This is a genomic window from Streptomyces sp. NPDC037421 (assembly GCF_055602105.1).
Genome location: NZ_JBVJWV010000003.1, coordinates 181,048 through 196,539 on the forward strand (window position 1 = coordinate 181,048; position 15,492 = coordinate 196,539).

Consider the following 15,492-nt stretch of genomic DNA (forward strand, 5'->3'; position numbering starts at 1 on the left):
GTTGTGGATTTCCACCCGTTGCTTCTTCCACCGGCAGTCGGCGTACAGCGGCGCGCCGGCGATCGCCGGCGCCGCGCAGCGGTCGGGGCGGTCCACCAGCAGCGTGCAGACGCCGGACGAGGTGTTGGCCGGGCTGTTGCAGAACCGGTCGGCGTTCTCCCACAGGGTGATCCCGTTCCAGTTGTTCTCCAGCACGTTGCGGTAGACCTCGATCCGGTCCGTCCGGGCACGGACCCGCGGCTCGCCGCCGGACTCGGACAGGTACACGGTCGCGAACGGGAAGTCGTCGCCGCGCTCGGCGGACCTGCGGCCCTCGACCCAGTTGTTCTTCCGGATCACGTTGTTCCGGATGACCGCGTTGTAGCTGATCTCGTAGATCAGCGCGGCGCCGTCGTTGGCCTCCAGCAGGTTGTCCTCGATGCGGAAGTCGTTGTTGTTGGTGTCCGCCCACAACCCGGCCCCGCGGTTGTCGTGCACCCAGTTGCCGCGCACGTCGGCGCCGTTGACCGCCCAGAACTTGATGCCCCCGGTACAGCCGCAGCCCGGCTTGCGCCGCTCCCAGTCGTCCTTGTTGTTGCCCGTGATCTCGTTGCCCTCGACCACCAGGCCGCCGAGGGGCCCGCCGCCCTTGTACGCGTTCATCCCGTACTGGCCGTTGCCGCGCAGGCAGCTCGCGCGGACCTGCTGGCGGGCGCCGGCCATCAGTCCCGCGCCGGAGTTGTCCTGGATGGTCGCGTGCTCGATCACCCACCCGTCGGCCGACTCGTGGTTGACCACGCCCTCGTCCGGCGGCGCGACGAAGTTCTGCACGGTCAGGTGGCGGATGGAGACGTCGGGGGCGGCGCCGCCGAACGCGTACTGATTGGTCTTCCCGCCGTCGAGCACCGCGCCCGGCGCCCCGAGGTAGCTGTTCCCCTCCTTGGGGATGACCTGGGCGAAGCGGTCAGGATCGAGCCTGTGCGTGCCCGGCAGGAGCCAGAACGTGGTCTTCGGGGGGCTGCTCTTGGTCTTCGCGGCGAGATCGCCGGCCACCGCGGGGTCGACCGTCACCGCGCCCGCCGGCGCCTGCGCCGGCCCGGCCGCGGGGCCCGCGCAGACCCGTGCGGCCACGGACGCGGACGCCGACGGCGCGGCGCCCGGCTTCGCCGCCGGGGCTCCCGGCTCGCCGTCACAGCCGGTCGCCGCCAGCAGGACCAGCGCCACCGGCACCGCGGGCAGCGCCCAGTTCCGCCACTTGATCACCAAACCTCCCCCCTCCCCCTAGACGCCGAACCGGAGCACGGTGGTGAGCGCCCCCGACGGCGCGGAGCCGTCGGAGAAGCCGGTGCCGACCAGCGTCGTGGCGGGCTCCTTGCGCCCGAAGCCGGCGGAGTACCAGCCCAGCGGCGGGCCGGACTCGCCGCGGTGCGCCCGCCAGGAGAGCCGACCCGGCAGGTCGAGCACCGCGGAACGGGCCTCGCCCTCCCGGCTCCAGGTGAGCACCGCCCGGTCGCCGTCCAGCTCCGCGGTGACCGCCGGGCCGAGGTGGAACGCCAGGCGCACGGCCCGGCGCGGTCCGCTCACCTCGTCGACCACCCGCAGCTCCCGGCTCGCGGCCGTCAGCTCCACCCGGCGGCGGTGCACGGAGGGCCGGTAGCCGTCGTGCTCGGCACACCAGCGCGACACCCCCGCGTCGGAGGTGTCCGCGACCAGGACGCGGGTCCGGGCGTGCCGGGTCCACAGGAACGGCCCGCCGGAGACGGACTGGTCAACGCCGTCCAGTTGCAGGGTGTTGTGCCCGAGGGTCGACCGGAAGTACTGCCGCCACTCGGGCTGCCCGTGGTAGCAGAACGTCCCCGGGTCGGCCAGTACGTCGACCCCGTCGTGGCGGACCTCCACGGACAGCGCGTCCGCGTGGGCGTGCGCGGCGATGGACAGGAAGCCGTGCGGACCGCCGTCGCAGCGCACCCAGAGCTCCCCGGGCCCCCCGGGACCGCGCAGGACGGTCATGCCGGCGTCGGGGAAGTGGACCGGACGGCTCACCGGGCGGGTCACCGCCGGCGTGCCGGGCCGGATGAGCGCGGCCAGCAACACGGTGCGCACATCGGTGCCGGTCACCGCGGGCCACCAGCCGAGCCGGCCGAACACGGCGTCCCCGGTGGCCAGCAGCGAGCCCCAGCGGTCGGTGCCCGCACCGTCCACGACCAGACCGTGCCCGTCGTCCGAGTCCCCCTGGCGCGGCGGCCGCAGCCGGTTGTCCACGACGGCCGCGAGCGCGTCGGTCATCCGCAGCAGCACCAGCCGCACCGGCGCCGGGACCGGCACGCCGGCGGCGTCCGCCTCGGCCAGCGCGGCCAGGCCCAGCTCCAGCACCAGCCCGTGGTACTCGGAGGCCAGCTCGCGGTTGAGGCCGGAGAGGAAGGTGTTGCCGCGCAGGTGCCGCTCCAGCGACCGCAGCGCGTCGGCCCGCCAGCGCTCCGAGGAGGGGAACCAGCCGAACGCGCACGCCGCGGCGAACTGCCCGGCGGCCTCGGCGATGACGTGGTTGTTCGCCGAGGACCCCCGGCTGGGGAACGCGGCCAGCCAGCGCTGGTGGTGCCAGACCTGGTTCCGCGCCACCGGATCCTCCTCGAACAGCCCGGCCGCGCCCGGCCAGCCGTCGAGCAGCCGGCGGACCCACACCCAGGACAGCAGCCGGATGCCCAGCTCGATGCCGCTGGTCCAGTGGACCCCGCGCAGCGGCGGATTGGCCGCCCACCACGACCGCAGGTGCGCGGCCACCCGCTCGGCGTACCGCTCGTCCCCGGTGACCGCGTACGCGGCGGCCAGGACGGTGAGGTACTGGTGCCGGGACGGCTCCCAGATCTGCTTGATGTCCCCGACCGCGTCCTCGTCCCGGTACGGCACGTCGAAGGCGTAGCCCTGCGGGGCCCGCAGGCCGGTCTTCGGGTCGAAGAACCAGTCCGGGTCGACCAGGTCGTCGCGGTCCACCCCGAAGAACGTGCCGTGCCCGGCCATCAGCCGGTCCGCCTCGGCGACGAGCCGTTTGGCGGCGTCCGGCGGTACCGCGTCGGCGGTCCCCGCGGGAAGCACCGCGGTGAACCGGGCGCCGCTCACGGCCGGGGCGTCCGGCGGCGCCGACCGCCACCGCCGCCTGCGCACCGTGTCGCCCACCCGGCCGCCGACCTCCTGCGGCCCCATCCGGGACAGCCGCCGCAGGTACCAGCCCGGACTCCCCGAGATCACAGTCATCGGCCGTCCGCCAGCGCCACGGGAACGCCGCCGGCCAGGCCGGCCTGCACCGCGAGGGTGGCCGCCGTGGTGGCGACCAGCGACTCCAGCGGCACCGGCATCGGCCCGCCCGTCCGCACGGCCCTGACGAACGCGGCCAGTTCGGCGAGCTGGCCCTTGTCCCGGGCCTGGGGCAGCCGCGAGCTGACCCACCGCTTGCGCCCGGCCGCGCCCTTCTCGAAATACACGGAGGCGCGCACGAAGTCGTCGAGCCGCAGCACCTTGCCGTCCGCGACCAGGTCGAGCGTCTCCTTGGGGAAGCCGGGCGCCCCCGTGGTGACGTAGCTGATGGTTGCGGTGGAGCCGTCCGGGTAGCGCAGCACGACCTGGAGGTCCTCGTTGCCGGACGTGGCGGCCGCGTACACCGAGACCGGGTCGGCGCCCAGCAGCCAGCTCGCCGTGTCGATGAAGTGCCCGCCCTCGCCGGCGAACCTCGAGCCCTCGGTGCCCTGCTGGAGGTACCAGCTGCCGTGCTGGAGCCGGCCCGCGTTGACCAGGTAGCGCAGGCTCGCCGGTCCGGTCCGGCTGCCGAACCGCTTGCGGGCCTCCTGGAGCAGCGGTGAGAAGCGGCGGTTGAAGCCCACCTGCAGCCGGTCGTTGCCGGACTCCTCCACCGCCGCGAGGACACCGGCCAGTTCGTCCCCGGTGAGCGCCAGCGGCTTCTCCACGAACACCGTCTTGCCGGCCAGCAGCGCCTGCCGGGTCAGCTCGGCGTGCGAGCTGTGCCGGGTGACCACGAACACCGCGTCGACGGACTTGTCGCCGAGCACGGCGTCGAGATCGGTGGTCGCCTCGGCGAAGCCGAACTTGCGCTGGGCGTTGGCCGCGGACAGCGCCGTCGTGGTGACGACCGTCGCGAGCTCGACGCCGTCGCGCTGCACCAGGTGCGGCAGCAGCATCGACGTCGCGTAGTTCCCCGCGCCGACGAACGCGAGGCGCACCGGCGCCCCGGCGGCCCGGGACGGCGTGGACACCCCGCCGCCGGAGCGCCTGACCGCCGGCACGGCCAGCACCGGGGGCTCCGCCTCCCGGGCCTGTCCGGGGTAGCGGAACAGCACGGCCACGGCCTTCAGATCGCCGTCCTTGAGGCGCTGGTACGTCTCGACGGCGTCATCGAAGTCGGCGACGTGGGAGACCAGCGGCTCCACGTCGACCCTGCCGCGGGCGACGAGGTCGAGGAAGCACGCCAGGTTGCGGCGCTCGGTCCAGCGCACGTAGCCGATCGGGTAGTCCCGCCCGTCGAGCTCGTACTCCGGGTCGTAGCGCCCGGGGCCGTAACTGCGGGAGAACCGGACGTCGAGCTCCTTCTCGTAGTAGGCGTTCCACGGCAGGTCCAGGCGGCACTTGCCGATGTCGACGACCCGGCCGCGGTCCCGGCAGAGCCGGGCGGCCAGCTCGACGGGCTGGTTGCTGCCACCGCCGGCGGCCAGGTACACCTGGTCCACGCCGTGCCCGTCCGTGAGCTCGGCGACGGCGGCCTCCACGGCCGTCGACCCGGGGTCTCCGCAGGCCGCGGCGCCCAGGCGCTCGGCGAGTTCGCAGCGCACCGGGTCGGGGTCGGCACCGACGACGCGGACCCCCGAGGCGGTGAGGAGCTGCACCACCAGCTGCCCGATCAGCCCGAGGCCGATGACCAGCGCCACCTCGCCGAGCTGGGGCTCGCCCTGGCGCACGCCCTGCATCGCGATCGAACCGACCGTGCCGAAGGCCGCGTGCCGGGGCGCGAGACCGTCCGGCACCCGGGCGTACAGGTTCTTCGGCACCCAGTTCAACTCGGCGTGCAGCGCGTGCTCGTTGCCCGCGCAGGCCACCACGTCACCGACCGCCACGTCGTCGATCCCGGCGCCGACCTGCTCGACCACCCCGCACAGCGAATAGCCCAGCGGCGTGTAGGAGTCCAGCTTGCCCATCACCTTGCGGTACGTGGCGGGCACCCCGTTGACGGCCACGCTCTGCATGACCTTGGCGACCTGGTCCGGCCGGGAACGGGCCTTGCCCAGCATCGACATGCCGGCCTCGGACACCTTCATGAGCTCGGTCCCGGTGGATATCAGCGAGTAGGCGGTGCGGACCAGCACACCGCCCGGCTTGCACCCCGGCACCGGCACGTCCAGCACCGCCAGCTCGCCGCTCTTGTAGTTCTGCACGACCTGCTTCACCCGAACTCCTCTGAAATTCCTAAGCCGTAAACCGAGTGCTCTGACCGGACCCGGAGGTCGCGCCGCGGTACCAGTACTCGAGGGTCAGCACATGCCACAGGTGCTTGGAGAAATCCCGCTGCCCGGCGGCGTCCTCGGCGGCGAGCCGCGCCAGGGCGTCGCGGCGCAGGAACCCGGAACGGACGAGCTCGCCGTCGTGGATGACCTCGCGCACCAGCGGTGCCAGGTCCCGGCTCATCCAGGCGCGCAGCGGGGCGCTGAACAGGCCCTTGGGCCGGTAGACGATCTCCCGGGGAAGGACCGAGGCCGCCGCCTCCTTGAGCACGGCCTTGCCCTGCCGTCCGACGATCTTCCGGTCCCCGGGGAAGGTGAACGCGGCCCTGACCACCTCGACGTCCACGTACGGCACGCGCACCTCGGTCGACGCGGCCATGCTGGAGCGGTCCGTGTAGGCGAGGTTCAGGCCCGGCAGGAACATCCGGGAGTCGCCCAGGCACATGCGGTTGACGAAGTCGTCGAGGTCGTTGTCCTCGTACACGTCCGCGTGCTCGGTCAGCACGTCGTCGACCGTCCCGGCCAGGTCCGGATCGATCAGGTCGAGCAGTTCGCCGCGGTCGTACATGGTGTAGCTGCGCCGGAAGGCGGTCTCCTCCGGCAGATCGGCGAAGGACAGGAACCGCTTCGCGAAGCGCACCGACCGGTACCCCCGGCGGGAGGTGGCGACCGGCAGCCGGTCCACGGCGCCGGACAGGCCGCGCCGCAGGGGCCGCGGGACGCGCTGGTAGCGCAGCGCGAGCACGTTGGCCAGGTGCTTGCGGTAGCCGGCGAACAGCTCGTCGGCACCCATCCCCGAGAGCATCACCTTGACCCCGGCCTCCCGGGCGGCCGAACAGATCAGGAAGGTGTTGATCGCGGCGGGGTCGCCGATCGGCTCGTCCAGGTGGTACGTCATCCGCGGCAGCAGGTCGAGCACGTCCGGAGCGATCTCGATCTCGTGCAGGTCGACGCCGAACCGCTCGGCCACCTTCCGGGCGTAGCGCAGGTCGTCCGGCATCGCCTCGAACTTGGCGTCCTCGGCGCGGAACCCGATCGTGTAGGCGGACATCCCGGGCCGGTGGCGGGCCGCCAGGGCGGTCAGGTAGCTGGAGTCGAGGCCGCCGGAGAGGAAGGTCGCCACGGGTACGTCGGACAGCAGGTGCCGCCGGGTCGACTCCTCGACGATGGCGGCCAGATCGGGCAGCTCACCGGCGCGGGCCCGCTCCCGGCCCTCGGCGGCGACGTCCCTGAGGTTCCAGTACCGGCCGCGCTCCACCCGGCCGTCGGGCCGGCACCGCAGCCAGCTCCCCGGCGGCAGTTTCTCCGCCTCCCGGTAGGCGCACCGCGAGTCCGGCACCCAGTAGTACAGCAGCGAGGCCACCAGCGCCGCGTGGTCCACCTCCAGCGAACCGCCGGTGGCGGCAGCGAGGGCCTTCAGCTCGGAGGCGAACACCAGGCCCCCGCCGCGCCGGAGCAGGAACAGCGGCTTGATGCCGAGCTGGTCGCGGGCGAGCACCAGCTCACCCGTCCGCTCGTCGAAGATCCCGAACGCGAACATGCCGCGCAGCCGGGGCAGGCAGTCCGTGCCCCAGCGCCGCCAGGCCTCCAGCAGCACCTCGGTGTCGGAGGTGCCGCGGAAGCGCACCCCGGCGGCCGCCAGCTCGGCACGCAGCTCGGGCGCGTTGTACAGCTCGCCGTTGTACGTGAGGACGAGCCCGTCCGAGACCATCGGCTGGGCGCCGGTCTCGGAGAGGTCGATGATGGCCAGCCGGCGGTGCCCGAGCTGCACCTCGCCGTCACCGACGGGGTGGCCGTACCGGCCGGCGCCGTCCGGACCGCGGTGGGCGAGGGTCTCCGTGAGCCGGTCGGTCACGGCCTTCCCGTCCGGCCAGCAGTAAGTGCCTGCGATGCCACACATGTCCTACCGTGCCTCCTGGTCGCTGTCCGGAACCCGCGCCGCCCACGCGGGCAGCCGTTCCGTCTGCCGCCCGCCCTTCCCCACTGCCTGAACGGCGTGGGAGGTACCCCCGTCGTTCTGCCGGGCCGGCTGCTCGTTCTGGCCGCGCGGCGCGGTGTGCGGCCCGTCCCACAAGGTGCCGTCGGTCCGGTCACGCGGATCGGGGTCGATCAGCACCACACCGGTCACCGTGATGCCCTGGTCCGCGAGCTGCCGCGCCACCGTGTGCAGCCACGCGGCGCTGCCGTGCCCGGCGCGCACGACGAGCACGGTCCGGGTGCCGAGGTACCCGAGCTCGGTCCACGCCGTGCCGGGCGAGACCGAGCCCACGCCGAACCGGCGCTCTCCGTCGGCCGCCTCCGCGGCGCCGTCGCCGACCACGGTCAGGTCCCCGGGCTTGCGGCGGTGATGGGTGAGCCGGAGGCCGGGCAGGCCGTCGACGACGGACACCGGTCCCTGCGCCGCCAGTGCCCCGGCGAGGTCCAGGGCGATCAGGGCCGTGGCCTGCGCGCAGCCCAGTTCCAGCAGCGAAACCGGTTCCGCGGAGCCGCGTACCGTGCGGGCCAGGGACGCGGTGAGCCGCTCGCGAGCCGCCCGGGTGCTGCGCCGCTGCAAGCGCCCGGCCGACCGGCGGGGGAGCTCCGCGATGACGGAGGCCCCCAGGTTCGCCGCGATCTCCCGGCGCAGCACGGGGCGGTCCGCCACCACCGCGCCGACCGCGGCCACCGCGAGCCCGAGGACCAGCCCGAGGACGAGCCCGATCGCGGCGTCGGTGGCGGCGGACTTGGGCAGGGAGTGCCGCACCGCGCGCGGTGCGTCCACGACCTGCGTGCCGGCGACGAGCTGGGGCGTTCCGACCCGCGCCTCAGCGGAGCGCTGGCCGAAGTCGGTGATCCGGGCGGTGAGTTCGGCCCGGCGGGCGAAGAGCGACTCCATGTTCGCCGACGCCTTGGGACCGGCCTCCGGCGTTCCGTTCCCGATCGCCTTGTTGACCTGGTCGAGCTCGTCCCGCAACCGGTCGCGCTGGTCGAGCAGGGTCTTGGCCTCGGCCTCCGCGGCCTCCTGGATCCGCCGCACGTGGTCCGCGACGAACGCGTCGGCCAGCGCCTTGGCGCGGGCCACTGCCTGCGCGTCGCTGTCACCCGTCGCTTCGATCTGGAGCAGGTTGTTGGTCAGGCCGGCACCCGTGTAGTCCTTCATGAAGTCCTCCGGCCTGTCCGGGGACTTCAGGGTCTGCAGGGCCTTCTCGGCGATCCGGGTGGTCTGCAACAGCGCTGCGTCGGTGCGGATCAGCGTTCCGGGGTCGTTCGGCTGGTCCTGCTGATGCGCGACCAGCACCTTGGTCACCGCCGTCGGCGGCGGCGGCAGCAGCACCGCCACGGCCGCGCCGATGAGCAGCCCCAGCAGTGCCAGGGAGCACCAGAGGCGGCGGCGCCTGCGCACCGACACCACGAGCGATTGCAGGTCCAGCAGCGGAGCGGCGTGCGAAGGCTCCGAAGTCGTACTCATCGTCACCCTGAACTTCCCGTCGCGTCGGAGCCGACCGCGAGTGCCGGTGCGGCGGTCTTGCGGGGCCGGTCGGCGGACCCCGTCGGACCGGCCTGGACCGTGCCGACGAGGACGATGCCGACGATCTCGTGCCCGGCGTCCGCACACGCCCCGACGATCCCGGCGAGCTCCCCGGCGGTCCGGCTGCCCGGGCTGAGCACGACCACGGCACCGGACTCGTCGTCGCGGTCCGCGACCATCGGCCGGGACACCGAAACCGCGGCCAGCCGCAGCCCGGGATCGCCCTCGGCCCCGGCGGTGAACTGCCCGGCGGCCCGGAGCGCGCTCCGGTCGCCCTCCGGGACGAGCAGCAGCAGCCGCCGGGGGGCCGGCAGCCCTTCCCGCAGGCGGGCGTGCACCCGCCGGTAGCGGACCTGCCTGCCGGCCTCGTCGCCGGACGTGCGCGGCGCCGGTACGTCCCACCGGACGTCGAGGCCCAGCAGCCGGCGGATCCCGGCCCGCGGGCCACGGCCTCCCGGCCGGTCCGCGGGCCGTTCGGCGGGCACGTCGACGGTGCCCAGCACCGCCGAGCCCAGCGCCGCGGCGATCTCCGCTTCGGTGCGCGGCCGGCGGCTCATCCGCGTCGCGGCGAGATGGCCGATGATCCCGAGCAGGAAGAACAGCACCGCTCCGGCGACGATGAGCTGCGTCCTCGTCGGCGGTGCCTCGCCGGTGGGCCGGGCCGCCGGCCCCATGACGACCATGTTGGCCTTTCCGGCGGCGGGGTCGGCCTGGTCCAGCTTGTCGACGGCCTCTTGGAGCGTGGTGCGCAGCTTCGCGAGTTCGGTACGGGTCTGCACGCTGTCCACGGTCTGCCCCCGTCCGGCCGCGTCGGCCAGCTCGGTGATCCGGCGGCTGGTCTGCGTCACCAGCTGCCGCAGCGCCTCGGGCCGCGCCGCCGCCTCGGGGTCGGTGCCGGCGCCCGAGATCCGCGCGGCGAACGCGACGAACTGCAGGGCCACCTGGTCGGAGAGCCGCTGCGCGCGCTCCGGGGTGTCGGCCGTGCCCGAGATCCTGATGATGTTCCCGTCCGCGGCCTTGGCGCTCACCCGGTCCCGCAGCTCGCTGCGGCTGACCTTGGTCCAGCCGAGCGCGGAGGCCGCGCGGTCGACCACCACCGAACTGGCCGCGATCTCCGCCTGGGTCAGCAGCTCGCGCTCCTCCCACGCCCCCGGCAGCAGCACCGACGCCGAGGCCGTGTAACGCGGCGGAACCAGCAGGGAGGTGCCGTAACCGACCAGCGCACCCACCACGGCGAGGACGGTGAGCAGCCGCCAGCGCCGGCGGAAGATCAGCCCGATGGTGACCAGGCGTATCGTGTCATCGCTCAACGGCGCGGCCTCTTCCCCGAACGGCCGGAGGAGCCCGCCGACACAGGACCGCGGTCACGGCAGGCGGCGGCGTAGGCGGAGAGCAGGGAAGCCTGCGAGTTGCGCCAGGAGAGCGGCCCGCCGATCCGCTCCTGGCCGGTCTTCCCCATCAGGGCCCGCTTCTCCGGATCGTCCAGCAGCAGCGCGATGAGCCTGGCGAACTCGCCCTCGTCGTTGGCGGGCGCGTAGACGGCGGCGTCACCGGCGGAGACCCGCGCCTCCTTGAGGTCGAACGAGACGATCGGCCGGCCCATCACCATGTACTCCAGGACCTTGTTCATGGTCGACACGTCGTTGAGCGGATTGCGCGGATCGGGGGAGAGGCACACGTCCGCGGTGGACAGGTACCGCGCCAGGTCGGCGTCCGGAACGCGCCCGGTGAACTGCACCTGCTCGGAGAGCCCCAGCCGCCGGGACAGCTCCACCATCGCGTCGAAGGTGTCGCCGCCGCCGACGAACACCGCGTGCCAGTCGCTCCGCCCGACCTCGTCCCGCAGCTTCGCGAGGGCCCGCAAGGCGTAGTCGACGCCGTCCTGCGGTCCCATGACCCCGAGGTAGCACAGCAGGTGGGGCTTGCCGCGCTTCAGCTCGGGCTCGGGCGGCACGGGGTGGAAGCGGTCGGTGTCGGGCGCGCTGCGCACCACGAAGACGTCCGACGGCCGCCGGCCGCCGCGGCGCACCGCGACGTCCCGGTAGCTCTCGTTCGTGGCGAGCACGACGTCCGCGGCCCGGTAGGTGAGCCGCTCCAGCGCGCACACGGCGCGGTAGAGCAGGTCCTCGCCGCGGTCGAACCGGGAGAGGTACAGCTCGGGGACCAGGTCGTGCTGGTCGAAGACGAACCGCGCTCCGTGCCGCTTGAGCCACAGGGCCGGCAGGAACAGGAGGTCGGGCGGATTGCAGGCGTGGACCACGTGGACCGGCCCGACCTTGCGGGCCAGCCGCATGGTGTGCCACAGCGCCGATCCGTACTCCTTCAGGTAGCCGGCCGGCCCTCCGGTGGCCGCGCGCAACGGGTAGCGGTGGATCCGCACCCCGTCGATCTCGGCCTCCGGCTCCGTGTCCCGCTTGCTCCCCTGCGGACAGATGACGTCCACCGTCCAGCCGGCGTCGCGCAGCGTCGTGCACTCCTGCCACACCCGCCGGTCGAACGGCACCGACAGGTTCTCCACCAGGACCAGCGCGCGCCGGCCGGTGGTGCGGCCGCCGCCGGCCGCACCACGCGATGTTTCACCAAGCAAGGCCCACGTACCCCGGTTCGGTCCGGCGCGCGTCGGCGTCGGGAAGGTGGATGAGGTCGATGATCACCGGGCCGTCGCCATGGGGCAGCGCCGCCAGCACGTCCGGGTCCCTGGTCCCGACCAGGCACACCTCGGCGTGTTCGAGCACCTCGTCGACGGAATCCGCGAGCAGGTGCGCGAGGTGCGGCAGCCGGTTCTCGATGTACTCGCGGTTCGCGCCGAGCAGCCGGGAGAGGCTCACGTTGGCGTCGTAGATCTTCAGGTCGTACCCCTTGCCGAAGAGCCTCTCCGCCAGCTCGACGAGCGGGCTCTCGCGCAGGTCGTCGGTGCCGGGCTTGAAGGACAGCCCGAACAGGCCCGCCCGGCGCCTGCCGGTGCGCTCCACCAGCTCCACCGCGCGTTGCAGGTGGTCGGAGTTGGAGGGCAGCACGTGGGAGAGGATGGGCACCGAGACGTCGGCCCGCTGCGCCGCGTGGACCAGGCTGCGCAGGTCCTTGGGCAGGCAGGACCCGCCGAAGGCGAAGCCGGGCCGCAGGTAGGCGGGGCTGATGTTCAGCTTGCGGTCGGCCAGGAACACGTCGATCACCTGGTGCGAGTCCACCCCGAGGGCCCGGCACACCGCGCCCAGCTCGTTCGCGAACCCGATCTTGAGGCCGTGGAACGCGTTGTCCGCGTACTTGATGGCCTCGGCGGTGGGGACCGGGACCCGGAACACCTCGCCGGGCAATCCGTCGTACAGGGCCGCCACCACGTCGCCGCTCGCCGGGTCCAGCTCGCCGATGACGGTCTTGGGCGGGTCGAAGAAGTCCCGCACGCTCGTGCCCTCGCGCAGGAACTCCGGGTTGACCGCGACCCCGACGTCCACCCCGGCCGTGCCGCCGACGGACTTCTCCAGGATCGGCACCAGCAGGTTCAGGCAGGTGCCCGGGAGCATGGTGCTGCGGAACACCACGGTGTGCCGCCCGCCCCGCTCGGCCAGCGCGGCGCCGATCTGCTCGGTGACCCGCTCCAAGTACGTGGTGCACAGGCTGCCGTTGGGCTCCGACGGCGTGCCCACGCAGACCAGCGACACCTCACTGTCCATGATCGCCTCGCGGACGTCACCGGTGGCGCGTAACGCCCCCGTCCGCACGACGTCGGCGATGAGCTCGCCGATCCGCTCCTCGACCACCGGGGCCTTGCCGTCGTTGACCAGGTCCACCTTCACCTGGCTGACGTCCACCCCGATGACCTCGTGGCCCATGCTGGCCAGGCACGCGGCCGAGACGCAGCCCACGTAGCCGAGCCCGAAAACGCTGACCCTCATGACTCGTTCCTCCCCCCAGGCAGGCCCCCACGGCCTGCGGTCCGCGCGTCTGCCCGACGACGGCTCCCGCGCATCAATAGGCCCCCTGCCCGTAGACCACCGCACGCAGCGTCTTCCACAAGATCACTGTGTCCAGGGCGAGCGACCAGTCCTCCACGTACCGCAGGTCCAGCCGGACCGCCTCCTCCCACGACAGGTCACTGCGTCCGCTGATCTGCCACAGACCCGTGAGTCCGGGCTTGACCAGCAGCCGCCGCCGGATGTCCGGCCCGTACGCGGCGGACTCCTCCGGCAGCGGAGGCCGCGGACCGACGAGCGACATCGACCCCGTCAGCACGTTGAAGAGCTGCGGGAGTTCGTCGATCGAGTACCGGCGCAGCACCGCCCCCACCCGGGTCACCCTCGGGTCCCGGCGGAGCTTGAACAGCAGGCCGGCGCCCTCGTTGCGGTCGGCCAGCTCGGCGCGTACCCGGTCGGCATCGGCGACCATGGTGCGGAACTTGAGAATGGTGAACTCGCGTCCGTCCTTCCCGACCCTGCGCTGCCGGTACACCGCCCCGCCCCGGCTGTCCGCGACCACGAGCAGCGCGACGAACACCATCAGCGGTGCGAACAGCATCAGCAGGATCGCCGCGCCCACCCGGTCCACGACCTCTTTGACCGCCCGGCGGCCGCCGGTGAAGATCGGCATGCTGACCCGCAGCAGTGGGATCCCCAGCACCGCGTCCACGTGCAGCCGCGGTCCGGCCACCTCCATCAGCACCGGGGCCACGACCATCTCGGCGTCGCTGCCCTCCAGGTTCCAGGCCAGCCGCTGGAGCCGGTCCGGCGACCAGTGCGGGTCCGGAGTGACCGCGACGACACGGTAGCCGTCGCGGCGGACGTGGTTCGCCACGTCGGCCAGCCGGCCGACGACCGGTACACCGTCCAGCTGGTCACCGGCTCCGTCGAGCCCGAGACCGTCCGTCGTGCACACCGCGTCCACCCGCCAGCCGAGGTGCGGGAACTTGCGGGTCCGGGAAATCAGGTCGTGCAGGGTGGCCGGGCTCCCGGCGGCGAGCACCGGTCGCAGGCACAGTCCTTCCTTCCGCTGTTTGTGCAGCCAGAGGCGCAGCAGATACCGCGTGGTCATGGTGACGAGCGCGATCGCCGGGATCGCGACGAAGATCCAGAGTTTGATGTTGCGCGAGGCGAGGGCGATCCCGCCGAGCGCCAGCAGGACCGTCGCCGTGAACAATGAGCGGCCGAGCCGGCGGAATTCCTCGGCACCCTGGCCGAGAACCGCCGGAGCCCACGACCGGTTGACAGCCAGTGCGGCCAATACCAGAAGCTCGGTGCCGAATGCGAGAATTCCCCATTTCTCGTGCCAGTTGGCCGCGTCCCGAGCCCCGAAGAAGTTACCGATGGACGCCACCACCAGGGCGGTGGCCACCGTATCGCTGATGATCACGGTACGCCGGTACCGCTGCTCCCAGTCACTCGCGGGCCGGCTGATCGCCCCGTTCGCCAGACGCCCGCGCGCCGACGGGAACGGGCTGACTAATCCCCCTTGCCGCACAGAACCCCCCAGGTCCCCAGTGGTACGACGTGTTCGCCAATCACTGTGCTCCGCCCGGTAGGCCCCCGCCTCCCGAGCCGCGCTGTTCCTTCCCGGGATCCCCCCCGGCCGTCGCGGAACTGCTCGGACAACCCACCCCGGCGGCAGCGGACCCGCATGCCCCGCCAGACTTTCGACGTGTGCGAGAACCCGCCGAAACCTCGGGTGCTCCCCCGCACCCAAGGCCCTTTCCCGGGCCCCGAGAATTGATCATCCCCCACCCCTCGTGCCGGGGGGACGCGATTGCTGGCTTTCCGTAGCGCCTGGCCTGTAGATCATTTACTGGTTGCTCGTGTACGAACAGCTGAAGCACGGTCAATCTAGACCATCACGGCCCGGTATGAAGAGCAGATGTGTGAAATTCGTGTTCAAGCCTTCAGACCGGTTCCACCGACCGGTGGGCGCCCGGGGCTTTCCCGCTGTGGAGCACGTCCTCTCACCCCAGGTCAAGCCCGCCTAACCGGCCATCCGGGCCTTGCCGCGCAGCGGTGCGCCCCCCGCTTCCGGTTCGGGCGGAGCCGCTCCCTCCGCCCTCGGCCGGTGCGGAAACAGACCAGCTCCGCTCTTCTCGCCGCCGCGCGGCCGGGCGGGAGGCGGTCTCGGCCAGTCTCCCCGGCCCCCCTTGCGCCGACGGGGAGGAGACGGATCCCGTAGGACCTCGTAAGACCTCGTCGCACCCCGAACGGAGTGATCGTGCACCACGGCCCCGACACGCCAGAAACGCACTACGAGGAAGTCGCCGTCACCGGCGGAGCCGGTTTCGTCGGCCGGCATCTCGTCACGGCCCTCAGCCTGCTGTCCCGGAAGGTCACCGTCGTCGACCACGCCCCGCTTCCCCCCGGCCTCGCCGAGCTGCCGGGGGTCTCCCACGTCCGCGCCGACCTGCGTGACTACGGCGAGACCTTACTGGGGGGGGGGGGGGGCGAAGGAGGGCAGAGAGGAAAGGGGAAGGAGAAAGGAAGACGGGGTAGGTCTTAGGGCGTGCGGTTGGGCCGGCGGCCCCACAACAGA

At 72.8% G+C, this 15,492-nt stretch carries 10 protein-coding genes and 1 pseudogene; 2 read left to right on the plus strand and 9 right to left on the minus strand.

Annotation, left to right across the window (positions count from 1 at the left end):
- Positions 1 to 36 precede the first annotated feature (36 nt).
- A pseudogene (locus ACZ7IF_RS06305) lies at positions 37 to 972 on the minus strand (right-handed parallel beta-helix repeat-containing protein); the annotation flags it as partial.
- Between ACZ7IF_RS06305 and ACZ7IF_RS06310 the strand changes: the two are divergent.
- Positions 962 to 1,264 carry a hypothetical protein gene (locus ACZ7IF_RS06310; RefSeq protein ID WP_470963916.1) on the plus strand — a complete coding sequence of 101 codons (303 nt, stop codon included), beginning with the start codon at positions 962 to 964 and terminating at the stop codon, positions 1,262 to 1,264. The pseudogene ACZ7IF_RS06305 and the gene ACZ7IF_RS06310 sit on opposite strands and share 11 nt — an antisense overlap.
- Here ACZ7IF_RS06310 and ACZ7IF_RS06315 read toward each other — a convergent pair.
- The 8 genes from ACZ7IF_RS06315 to ACZ7IF_RS06350 all read right to left on the minus strand — a co-directional run bounded on the left by ACZ7IF_RS06315 (position 1,261) and on the right by ACZ7IF_RS06350 (position 14,442).
- Positions 1,261 to 3,231: a heparinase II/III family protein gene (locus tag ACZ7IF_RS06315; RefSeq protein ID WP_470963919.1), complete on the minus strand. Its 1,971-nt coding sequence runs from the start codon at positions 3,229 to 3,231 to the stop codon at positions 1,261 to 1,263. The two genes, ACZ7IF_RS06310 and ACZ7IF_RS06315, sit on opposite strands and share 4 nt — an antisense overlap.
- Positions 3,228 to 5,429, minus strand: coding sequence for a bi-domain-containing oxidoreductase (locus ACZ7IF_RS06320; RefSeq protein ID WP_470963922.1), 2,202 nt, complete (start codon positions 5,427 to 5,429; stop codon positions 3,228 to 3,230). Before ACZ7IF_RS06320 ends, ACZ7IF_RS06315 begins: the two co-directional genes overlap by 4 nt.
- Positions 5,430 to 5,448: 19 nt before the next feature.
- A complete protein-coding gene (asnB, locus tag ACZ7IF_RS06325; RefSeq protein ID WP_470963925.1) occupies positions 5,449 to 7,383 on the minus strand; it encodes an asparagine synthase (glutamine-hydrolyzing) in 1,935 nt (644 codons plus the stop codon).
- A gap of 3 nt (positions 7,384 to 7,386) precedes the next feature.
- Positions 7,387 to 8,937 carry a Wzz/FepE/Etk N-terminal domain-containing protein gene (locus tag ACZ7IF_RS06330; RefSeq protein ID WP_470963928.1) on the minus strand — a complete coding sequence of 517 codons (1,551 nt, stop codon included), beginning with the start codon at positions 8,935 to 8,937 and terminating at the stop codon, positions 7,387 to 7,389.
- Positions 8,934 to 10,301, minus strand: a complete 1,368-nt coding sequence (locus tag ACZ7IF_RS06335) for a Wzz/FepE/Etk N-terminal domain-containing protein (protein WP_470963931.1) — start codon at positions 10,299 to 10,301, stop codon at positions 8,934 to 8,936. The genes ACZ7IF_RS06330 and ACZ7IF_RS06335 overlap by 4 nt, the downstream gene beginning before the upstream one ends.
- Complete coding sequence (locus tag ACZ7IF_RS06340) at positions 10,298 to 11,578, minus strand: glycosyltransferase family 4 protein (RefSeq protein ID WP_470963934.1); 1,281 nt, start codon at positions 11,576 to 11,578, stop codon at positions 10,298 to 10,300. The genes ACZ7IF_RS06335 and ACZ7IF_RS06340 overlap by 4 nt, the downstream gene beginning before the upstream one ends.
- Positions 11,568 to 12,884 (minus strand): nucleotide sugar dehydrogenase, encoded by a 1,317-nt coding sequence (locus ACZ7IF_RS06345; protein ID WP_470963937.1) that lies wholly within the window; start codon positions 12,882 to 12,884, stop codon positions 11,568 to 11,570. The genes ACZ7IF_RS06340 and ACZ7IF_RS06345 overlap by 11 nt, the downstream gene beginning before the upstream one ends.
- Before the next feature lie 73 nt (positions 12,885 to 12,957).
- On the minus strand, positions 12,958 to 14,442 hold the full coding sequence (locus tag ACZ7IF_RS06350; protein ID WP_470963940.1) for a sugar transferase: 1,485 nt from the start codon (positions 14,440 to 14,442) through the stop codon (positions 12,958 to 12,960).
- 732 nt (positions 14,443 to 15,174) lie between these two features.
- On the opposite strand from ACZ7IF_RS06350, the gene ACZ7IF_RS06355 reads away from it, so the two are divergent.
- Positions 15,175 to 15,459: an NAD-dependent epimerase/dehydratase family protein gene (locus ACZ7IF_RS06355; RefSeq protein WP_470964619.1), complete on the plus strand. Its 285-nt coding sequence runs from the start codon at positions 15,175 to 15,177 to the stop codon at positions 15,457 to 15,459.
- Positions 15,460 to 15,492 lie beyond the last annotated feature (33 nt).

What these genes read in the sequence shown, in the direction of transcription:
- ACZ7IF_RS06315 (WP_470963919.1), bottom strand. Translation starts at nt 3,231, where the DNA reads ATGACTGTGATCTCGGGGAGTCCGGGCTGGTACCTGCGGCGGCTGTCC.
- asnB (WP_470963925.1), bottom strand. Translation starts at nt 7,383, where the DNA reads ATGTGTGGCATCGCAGGCACTTACTGCTGGCCGGACGGGAAGGCCGTG.
- ACZ7IF_RS06345 (WP_470963937.1), bottom strand. Translation starts at nt 12,884, where the DNA reads ATGAGGGTCAGCGTTTTCGGGCTCGGCTACGTGGGCTGCGTCTCGGCC.